This is a genomic window from Paenirhodobacter sp. (genome assembly GCF_041916475.1).
Lineage (GTDB): Bacteria > Pseudomonadota > Alphaproteobacteria > Rhodobacterales > Rhodobacteraceae > Rhodobacter.
In genome coordinates, this window is the sequence record NZ_JAYRZN010000038.1 from 21178 (window position 1) to 30040 (window position 8863).

Consider the following 8863-nt stretch of genomic DNA (forward strand, 5'->3'; position numbering starts at 1 on the left):
AACAGGGGAGCAAATTATGAAGAAGCTGAAACTGCTGACCACCACGGCGCTGATCGCCGCTGGCCTCGCCCATGGCGCGACGGCCGAGGAGATCACCGTCCTGTCCTGGGGCGGCGCCTATGAGAAGAGCCAGGTGGAAGGCTATGCGAAGCCCTTCACCGCCGCGACCGGGATCGCGGTGAAGACCGAGGCCGCCGACAACCCGGCCGCCCCGGTGAAGGCGCAGGTCGAGGCCGGCAACGTCACCTATGACGTGGTCGATGTGGAATATGCCGACGGCATCCGCCTGTGCGACGAAGGCCTGGCCGAAGAGATCGACCCGTCGATCCTCGTGGCCGCGCCCGATGGCACTGCGGCGGCCGATGATTTCCTGCCCGGCGCCGTGACCGACTGCTTCGTCGCCACGATCGTGTTCTCGACGATCTACGCCTATGACGAGACCAAATTCCCGGGCGACAAGCCCGCGTCCATCGCCGATTTCTTCGACACCGCGAAGTTCCCGGGCAAGCGCGGCATGCGCAAGGGCGCCAAGGTGAACCTGGAGATGGCGCTGATGGCCGATGGCGTCCCCGCCGACAAGGTCTACGAGACTCTGGGCACGCCGGAAGGCGTCGAGCGCGCGTTCAAGAAGCTCGACAGCATCAAGAAGGACGTCGTCTGGTGGGAAGCCGGTGCGCAGCCGCCGCAACTGCTGGCCGATGGCGAAGTCACGATGTCGACCGCCTACAACGGCCGGATCTTCGCCGCGGCGGTGACCGAGAACAAGCCGTTCAAGACCGTGTTCGACGGTCAGGTCTATGAATATGACGGCTACATCATCCCGAAGGGTGCTCCGCATCTGGAAGCGGCGAAGAAATACCTCGCCTTTGCGACCCAGACCCAGCAGCTCGCCGATCAGGCGAAGTACATCTCCTACGGTCCGGCCCGGAGATCCTCGGCCCCGCTCGTCGGCAAGTTCGAAGACGGCAAGACCGAGATGGGCCCCTACATGCCCACCTCGCCGGAGAACCTGACCAACGCGCTGCCCTCGTCCTACGAGTTCTGGGTCGATCACGACACCGAGCTGAACGAGCGCTTCAACGCCTGGCTGGCCAGCTGATCTGAGCGCTATCGCGACCGTACGGACCGCCCCTGGCGGGCGGTCCGTCATATCCCGTGATTACCGTGTCCATACGGGGAAGACCGAATGACCGACGCGACCGTTTCTCTCACTACGGATGACGGCAAGCCGCTGAAGGCGGCGCTTGCGGCTTCGCTGGCCGTGCGCCGGCGCCGCGCGCTGCTGCTGGTGCTGCCGCTGTTCCTGTTCATCGTGGTGACCTTCATCTGGCCGATCGGTCAGATGCTCGTGCAGTCGTTCCACAACGACAGCTTCTCCGCTTCGGCGCCCGCCCTTGGCGACTGGTTCTCGGAGCATCCTCAGGGCGCGGCCATTGATGAAAGCGCCTATGCGGCGCTGGCGTCCGATCTCGCGCGGATGAAGGAGGAGAAGACCGCTGGCTCCGCCGGGACGCGCATCAACTACGATGTGCCCGGTACGCGCTCGCTCTTCACCTCCTCGGCGCGCAACGCCGACAAGCTGAAGCCGCCGTTCAGGGACGCGATCGTCGCGCTCGACAAGAAATGGGAAGATCCGAACCTGTGGCGCGCGATGCGCTCGGCCTCCCATGCCTATACGCTCGATTTCTACCTGGCCGCGCTGGACCTGACCCGCGATGCCGATGGCAAGATCGTCGGCGTCCCGGCCGATCAGGCGGTCTACAAGACGCTGTTCTGGCGCACGATCGTGATGTCGTTCCAGATCACCGCGCTGTGCCTGCTCTTGGGCTTCCCGATCGCCTTCCTGCTCTCTGCGGTGAAGATGAAGCATGCGATGCTGCTGATGATCCTGGTGCTGCTGCCGTTCTGGACCTCGCTCCTGGTGCGGACCACCGCCTGGATGGTGCTGCTGCAGCAGCAGGGCGTGGTCAATGATCTTCTGGTCTGGCTCGGCATCCTGCGCGACGATCAGCGCCTCGCCATGATGTACAATCAGGTCGGCACGATCATCGCGATGACGCATATCCTGCTGCCCTTCACCATCCTGCCGCTCTATTCGGTGATGAAGACGATCCCGCCGAGCTATGTGCGCGCCGCGCGCTCGCTGGGGGCCACCTCCTGGACGGCGTTCCGCCGGGTCTATCTGCCGCAGACGCTGCCGGGCGTCGGGGCGGGGGGGCTGCTCGTGTTCATCCTGGCGATGGGCTACTATATCACCCCGGCCCTGGTCGGCGGCGCAGACGGGCAGATGATCTCCAACATGATCGCCTTCCACATGCAGAAGTCGCTGAACTGGTCGCTGGCCGCGGCGCTCTCGACGATGCTGCTGGTGATCGTGCTCGTCTTCTTCTGGATCTACGACCGCCTCATCGGCATCGACAAGATGAAGCTGGGGTAAGGAGAACATCATGGCGCTTCCCATTTATGCAAGCCCGCTCGAACGCGCCTGGCGCGTGGCCTATCTCACGATCTGCACCCTGATCTTCATCTTCCTGATCGCGCCGATCGTCATCGTGATCCCGCTCAGCTTCAATGCCGAGCCGTATTTCACCTTCTCCTCCGGGATGCTGCACGGCGACCCGGCCGCCTACAGCCTGCGCTGGTATGATCGGCTGATCACCTTCGGCATGCAGAACCCCGAGGCCCCGCGCGATGCGGCCTTCTGGGCGGATTTCTGGGCCAATGCCTCCTGGATGCGCGCAGCAAAGAACTCTGTCATCATCGGTGTGTTCGCAACTCTGTTGTCGGCCGGTCTCGGCACCATCGCAGCGCTCGGCCTGACCCGCGCGGAAATGCCCTACCGTAAGCAGATCATGGCCGTGCTGATCTCGCCGATGATCGTGCCGATCATCATCTCGGCGACGGGGATGTTCTTCTTCTACTCCGCCACGCAGATCCCGGTGCTCACCACCGAAGGCGTCGGCTGGATGCGGCTTGCGGGCTCCTATCTCGGGATCATCATGGCGCATGCCGCGCTCGGCATCCCCTTCGTCATCATCACGGTGACGGCGACGCTCTCGGGCTTCGACCAGTCTCTCGTGCGCGCGGCCGCAAGCCTTGGCGCCAACCCGCGCGTGGCCTTCTTCCGCGTGGTGATGCCGCTGATCCTGCCGGGTATCGTGTCGGGCGCGCTCTTCGCCTTCGTCACCTCCTTCGATGAAGTCGTGGCCGTGCTGTTCATCGCCGCACCGGAGCAACAGACGATCCCGCGTCAGATGTGGAACGGTATCCGCGAACAGATCAGCCCCGCGATCCTGGCCGTAGCGACGATCCTTGTGGTGATCTCCATCCTTCTGCTGACCACGGTGGAGCTCCTGCGCCGCCGCTCGGAGCGCCTGCGCGGCATCAGCAGCTGAGCGTAGGGGCGCGCCGCCGAAGGCGGCGCAATACGCCCCCGTCCCGCCTTCCCGCAGCTAACCGGTCTGTCCTTGCTCCCGTGAGCTATACGTTATCATTGCCGTTCGCTCGGCTTTCAGAGGCGGCTTCCCCAGGGAACCGCGTCCACCGTTCGTGCGGATTTATTTTCGTGCCGGCACCGGTTGGCAAGCCTGTCAACCAGCACCGAAGTCGGCCCCCTTCTAAACCAAAATCCCGCGCCGGGCTCGGTGCACAAATGTAGCTCGCCTATGGCGGCTTTTTCGGGCCGCCCTGACAATCGGTCTGCCCTGGGCGTTAGGCCAGCCTTCACTTTGACCACAGAATCCGGCTCCCGCGCCCACACCACTTGTCCGAAAGGTTCCGCCCCATATCGGCACAAGGTGGCCGTTCGGTGCCGGAGATGCGTTCCGGGTATCAGCGCCATCTGCTGTCGCGATAAGCGGGCGTCCTGCCCGTAGCCCCGCGCCGCGCGCCTGAGGAACTGCGCGTGCGGACTGCCACGGCTAGAGGCCGATGCTGCGCAATACCGCAGGGATCTGCTCCGGCAGATCCTCGGCGATGAGGCCGGGTCCAAAGGCCCGCGCCGCCGCGGCATGCAGCCAGCTTGCTGCACAGGCGGCCTCGAAGGGCGCGGCCCCCCTTGCCAGCAGGCCGGCGATCAGCCCCGCCAGAACATCGCCCGAGCCCGCAGTGGCAAGCCAGGGGGCCGCCTCTGCGCCCGTGGCGCTATGAACCGCCGCCGCACCGTCTGGCGTAGCAATCGCTGTCTCCGCCCCCTTGAGCAGCACGGTGCAGCCCGCGCGCTCCGCGGCCTGCTGCGCGGCCGCGAGGGCGGGAAGGGTGCCTGCCCGCAGGGCTTCCGCCAGATTGGGGAAAAGGCGCGCGAATTCCCCCATGTGCGGGGTCAGGACCACGCCCGGGTGGAGCGCGCTCAGGAGTTGCCGCGGCTCCTCGGCGAAGGCCGTAAGCGCATCGGCATCGAGCACCGTCGCCCGCTTCGCCCAGAGCGCCGCCGGGACCATGTCGCGCGCGCGCGGCACCCCGAGCCCCGGGCCGAGCAGCAGCGCATTCAGCCGCTTGTCCTGCATCAGGCCGCGGAGCGAATAGGAATCGGGCAGGACCTGAAGCATCACGGAGGTAAGCTGCGCCGCATTCTCCGCCATTGCCGATTGGGGCGAGAGCACCGTCACCAGGCCCGCGCCCACCCGGAGCGCCGCGCGTGCCGCCAGCCGCGCGGCCCCGGTGCGCCCGGCGCCGCCCGAGAGCACCAGCGCATGGCCGTAGCTGTATTTGTGCGCATCCTCGCGTTTGGCCAACAGGGCGCGCAGCGCATCGTCGGCTTCGATCCGGCGGGTCATTCCCTCTCCTCATGCGGCAGGCCGATATCGGCCACGACCACCCTTACCCCCGAATTCCTGAGCATTTGGTGAACGGGTTTTTCAGCATGAAACGTCACCACGAGTTCGGGCTCGAACGGCGCCCGCGCCAGAAGCGCGCCGCTGTCGCTGCACAGGCCGGTGGGGACGTCCAGGCTGACGGTGTGGATGTCGCGGTCGCGGCCGGTGCCGGAGCTGAGCGCCAGAGCCTGCCACCAGGGCGCGAGCAGCTCCGAGCAATCCCGGGCCTGACCGATTCCGAGCAACGCATCCACCACCAGGATCGGCCCGTCGCCCGTCGTGAGCAGATCCGCGACCGCCTCGGCCGACCAGGCGCGCGTTGGCAGGCCAGCGCAGCGCAGGGCCTGCGCGGCCGCATCCGGGGGAAGCGCCGCGGCCTCCCGCGCCGCACAGACGGCCACCCGCCAGCCCCGGGCATCGAGGAGCCGCGCAACGACATATCCGTCGCCGCAGTTGTTGCCCGGGCCGCACAGGATCAGGGCCGCGCGGGCCTCGGGCCATTGCGCCGCGATGGCCTCGGCAGCGCCCTGGCCTGCGCGCTCCATCAGCTCCAGCCCCGTGACCGTGCCACTTGCGATTGCAGCGGCTTCTTTGGCGCGCATTTGGGCAGTACTCAGGGATTGCGACATGTTTTACACCGCTTTTGTTTTCATATTGGTGAAATATAGTGCTAAACGATTAAATGTTGCGCGCATCGGCGGGATTCCCCCGGTGGGCCCGCAGGGCTTCATCCTAGCCGATTGCGGCCCTGCGCGGAAAGTGGTCAGACGGTTGCGGCATATCCTGATGGGGGGAGTCGACGGGAATGAAAAAGGTTGAGGCGATCATCAAGCCCTTCAAGCTCGATGAGGTGAAGGAAGCGCTTCAGGAGGCCGGAATTCAGGGGCTTTCGGTGATCGAAGCCAAGGGCTTCGGGCGTCAGAAGGGCCACACCGAATTGTATCGCGGCGCAGAATATGTCGTCGACTTCCTGCCCAAGGTGAAGATCGAGATGGTCCTGCCCGACGATATGGTGGAGATCGCGGTCGATGCCATCATTTCCGCCGCGCGGACCGAGAAGATCGGCGACGGCAAGATCTTCGTCTCCCCCGTGGAACAGGCGATCCGCATCCGGACCGGCGAAACCGGCGACGACGCGGTGTGAACGATTTCGGGCCGTAGCCCGGATACCCATGCTCAAGGAAAGGGTAATTTAATGAGCGCAGTCAAAAAGGCTCTCGAGCTGATGAAGGCGGAGGAAGTCGAATATGTCGACGTCCGCTTCACCGACCCGAAGGGAAAGCTGCAGCACGTGACGCTGGTCGCGGATCTGGTCGATGAGGACTGGTTCGAGGAAGGCTTCATGTTCGACGGCTCGTCGATCGCCGGCTGGAAGTCGATCGACCAGTCCGACATGAAGCTGATCCCGGATCCGTCTTCGGTCTATATCGACCCGTTCTATGCGGAAAAGACGATGTGCGTGCACTGCAACGTCGTCGAGCCCGATACCGGCGAATCCTATTCGCGCGACCCGCGCGGCACTGCGGTGAAGGCCGAGGCCTATCTGAAGTCCTCGGGCGTGGGCGACGCGTTCTACTGCGGCCCCGAAGCTGAATTCTTCATCTTCGACGACGTGCGCTACTCGGTCACCCCGGCGAAAGTGTCCTATCAGATCGACGCGGAAGCGGCGGCCTGGAACACCGATGCGGAAATCGAAGGCGGCAACCTGGCGCACCGTGCGGCCCACAAGGGCGGCTACTTCCCGGTGAACCCGGTGGACGAAGCCCAGGACCTGCGCGGCGAGATGCTCTCGACGATGAAGCGCATGGGCATCAAGGTCGACAAGCACCACCACGAAGTCGCGACCTGCCAGCACGAGCTGGGCATGATCTTCGGCGGTCTGGTCGAGCAGGCCGACAACATCCAGAAGTACAAATACGTGATCCACAACGTGGCCCATGCCTATGGCAAGACCGTCACGTTCATGCCGAAGCCCATGAAGGGCGACAACGGCTCGGGGATGCACGTCAACATGTCGATCTGGAAGGACGGCAAGCCGCTCTTCGCCGGCGACAAATATGCTGACCTGTCGCAGGAAGCGCTGTACTTCATCGGCGGCATCCTGAAGCACGCGAAGGCGCTGAACGCGCTGACGAACCCCTCGACCAACTCCTACAAGCGTCTGATCCCGGGCTTCGAAGCTCCGGTGCTGCGCGCCTATTCGGCCCGCAACCGCTCGGGTTGCGTCCGTATTCCGTGGACCGAATCGCCGAAGGCGAAGCGCGTCGAAGCCCGTTTCCCCGATCCGTCGGCGAACCCCTACCTGTGCTTCGCCGCGCTGATGATGGCCGGCATCGACGGCATCAAGAACAAGATCGATCCGGGCCCGGCTTCGGACAAGGATCTCTACGATCTGCCGCCGGAAGAGCTGGCGGAAATCCCGACCGTCTGCGGCTCGCTGCGTGAAGCGCTCGAAGAGCTGGAGAAGGACATGGACTTCCTGATCCAGGGCGACGTCTTCACCAAGGATCAGCTCGAAGGCTACATCGCCCTGAAATGGGAAGAAGTTTACGCCTACGAGCACACGCCGCACCCGGTGGAATACGCAATGTACTATTCCTGCTGATCAACAGCGGAACAGGGACGGAAAAGGGCGCCTCCGGGCGCCCTTTTTCTTTGGCGGAGCGGCCGGTGCTGCGCTGCGGCATTCATCCGTCGCAGAGCGCGATCACGTGGGTGTGCGGCGCCAAACAGCTCATGTGAGCCAATAGGGAATTGCTCCTTCTGCGTCCGCACATCACTCTGCGCCTCACACGACGCATCCCAAGGAGTTGTCTGATGCTGAAATCCGTTCTTCTGGCCGCCGGCCTTGCCTCCGGTCTCTCGCAAGCCGCTTTCGCTGCTGCAGAAAAATACACCCTCGATCCGAGCCACAGCCAGATCGTGTTTGAATACAACCACCTCGGCTATTCGAACACGACCGGGATCTACTCCGGCTTCAACGGCACCATCGATTTCGACGCGGCCGATCCGAAGGCCTCCTCGGTTGCCGTGACCGTGAAGACCGACACGCTTTACACCGGCTGGGAAGAGCGCACGAAGCACTTCCTCTCGGGCGATTTCTTCAACGCCGCTGCGCATCCGGAAATCACCTTCAAGTCGACCGGCATCGAAGTGACCGGCGACAAGACCGGCAAGATCACCGGCGATCTGACCATCAACGGGGTGACCAAGTCGATCGTGCTCGATGCGGCGCTGAACCAGCAGGGCGAGCACCCGATGGCGAAGAAGCCGTGGATCGGCTTCGAAGCCACCACCACCGTGAAGCGCACCGACTTCAACATGGGCGCCTTCGCTCCCTACGTCAGCGACGAGGTGAAGGTGCATATCTCGATCGAAGCGCAGAAGGCCGAGTGATCCGTCAGCCTGGTGCAGACGAACACTTCCGGAAGGCGGCGATGCATATCGCCGCCTTTCTGCTGTCTGGCGCATGTCCCGCTCAGCTGGCGTTGCGAGAGGTGAGATACACGCCATATGCGCGGGCTGGGGGCGCTTCGGCGCTGGAGCATAGCGCGGATCGCGCCGGAGCTCTGGCGCGGTTTTCCCCTTATCAAGGTGCCTGGAGGGATTGTCGATCAGGAGGCCCGGCTATGCCCTTGTTGTTTGTGCAGGCAGGCGTGGTTGCTGATCGGCTGGAGCGGCTGGTCTTGGTGGCAGGGTCATCTGAGCCCAGCCCCTCGCAGCTTCTGAGCAGGGTGCTGAAAAAAAGGCTGCCGCGAGGCACGGTTCCCTTCTCCCCTGATGCTGGGGCGTGCTGGCTCATGAGCGGGCAGTCCCGAGCGCGGCTTCTCTCGTCAGGCCGCGAGCAGTTTTGGCAGCCTCGCCAGATTGCAGGCCGCCATTGTCACCGTCAAACGGGGGCGCACCCGCTCGATGCCGCGATACAAGGGCTCATCCTGACCTGCCACTGGTCTTTCATCCAGCCGCGACCGGAGCCGGTAGCTGATTTACGCCTTTCGGCGTGGGATGAGCAATCGCCCGGCGCGCGGAACCCTCATCGCGTGCAGCGG

Annotated in this window: 9 protein-coding genes; 7 read left to right on the plus strand and 2 right to left on the minus strand. The window is 64.4% G+C overall.

Annotated features, from left to right (window positions below):
- Nucleotides 1-16 precede the first annotated feature (16 nt).
- The 3 genes from ACOMG5_RS14540 to ACOMG5_RS14550 all read left to right on the plus strand — a co-directional run bounded on the left by ACOMG5_RS14540 (nucleotide 17) and on the right by ACOMG5_RS14550 (nucleotide 3395).
- Nucleotides 17-1099: an ABC transporter substrate-binding protein gene (locus ACOMG5_RS14540; protein WP_420344519.1), complete on the plus strand. Its 1083-nt coding sequence runs from the start codon at nucleotides 17-19 to the stop codon at nucleotides 1097-1099.
- Between the two features lie 87 nt (nucleotides 1100-1186).
- Nucleotides 1187-2437, plus strand: coding sequence for an ABC transporter permease (locus tag ACOMG5_RS14545; protein WP_420344520.1), 1251 nt, complete (start codon nucleotides 1187-1189; stop codon nucleotides 2435-2437).
- A 10-nt stretch (nucleotides 2438-2447) separates the two neighbouring features.
- Nucleotides 2448-3395: an ABC transporter permease gene (locus ACOMG5_RS14550; RefSeq protein WP_420344521.1), complete on the plus strand. Its 948-nt coding sequence runs from the start codon at nucleotides 2448-2450 to the stop codon at nucleotides 3393-3395.
- 525 nt (nucleotides 3396-3920) lie between these two features.
- Here the strand turns inward: ACOMG5_RS14550 and ACOMG5_RS14555 are convergent.
- Nucleotides 3921-4775 carry an NAD(P)H-hydrate dehydratase gene (locus ACOMG5_RS14555; RefSeq protein ID WP_420344522.1) on the minus strand — a complete coding sequence of 285 codons (855 nt, stop codon included), beginning with the start codon at nucleotides 4773-4775 and terminating at the stop codon, nucleotides 3921-3923.
- Nucleotides 4772-5416, minus strand: a complete 645-nt coding sequence (locus ACOMG5_RS14560; protein WP_420344523.1) for an NAD(P)H-hydrate epimerase — start codon at nucleotides 5414-5416, stop codon at nucleotides 4772-4774. The genes ACOMG5_RS14555 and ACOMG5_RS14560 overlap by 4 nt, the downstream gene beginning before the upstream one ends.
- A 25-nt stretch (nucleotides 5417-5441) precedes the next feature.
- Between ACOMG5_RS14560 and ACOMG5_RS14565 the strand changes: the two genes are divergently transcribed.
- From ACOMG5_RS14565 to ACOMG5_RS14580, 4 genes are all read left to right on the plus strand, one after another.
- Nucleotides 5442-5633, plus strand: a complete 192-nt coding sequence (locus ACOMG5_RS14565; RefSeq protein WP_420344524.1) for a hypothetical protein — start codon at nucleotides 5442-5444, stop codon at nucleotides 5631-5633.
- Complete coding sequence (locus ACOMG5_RS14570; RefSeq protein WP_420344525.1) at nucleotides 5620-5958, plus strand: P-II family nitrogen regulator; 339 nt, start codon at nucleotides 5620-5622, stop codon at nucleotides 5956-5958. Before ACOMG5_RS14565 ends, ACOMG5_RS14570 begins: the two co-directional genes overlap by 14 nt.
- A gap of 51 nt (nucleotides 5959-6009) precedes the next feature.
- Complete coding sequence (gene glnA / locus ACOMG5_RS14575; protein ID WP_420344526.1) at nucleotides 6010-7419, plus strand: type I glutamate--ammonia ligase; 1410 nt, start codon at nucleotides 6010-6012, stop codon at nucleotides 7417-7419.
- A gap of 215 nt (nucleotides 7420-7634) precedes the next feature.
- Nucleotides 7635-8210 carry a YceI family protein gene (locus ACOMG5_RS14580; protein ID WP_420344528.1) on the plus strand — a complete coding sequence of 192 codons (576 nt, stop codon included), beginning with the start codon at nucleotides 7635-7637 and terminating at the stop codon, nucleotides 8208-8210.
- Nucleotides 8211-8863: the final 653 nt, after the last annotated feature.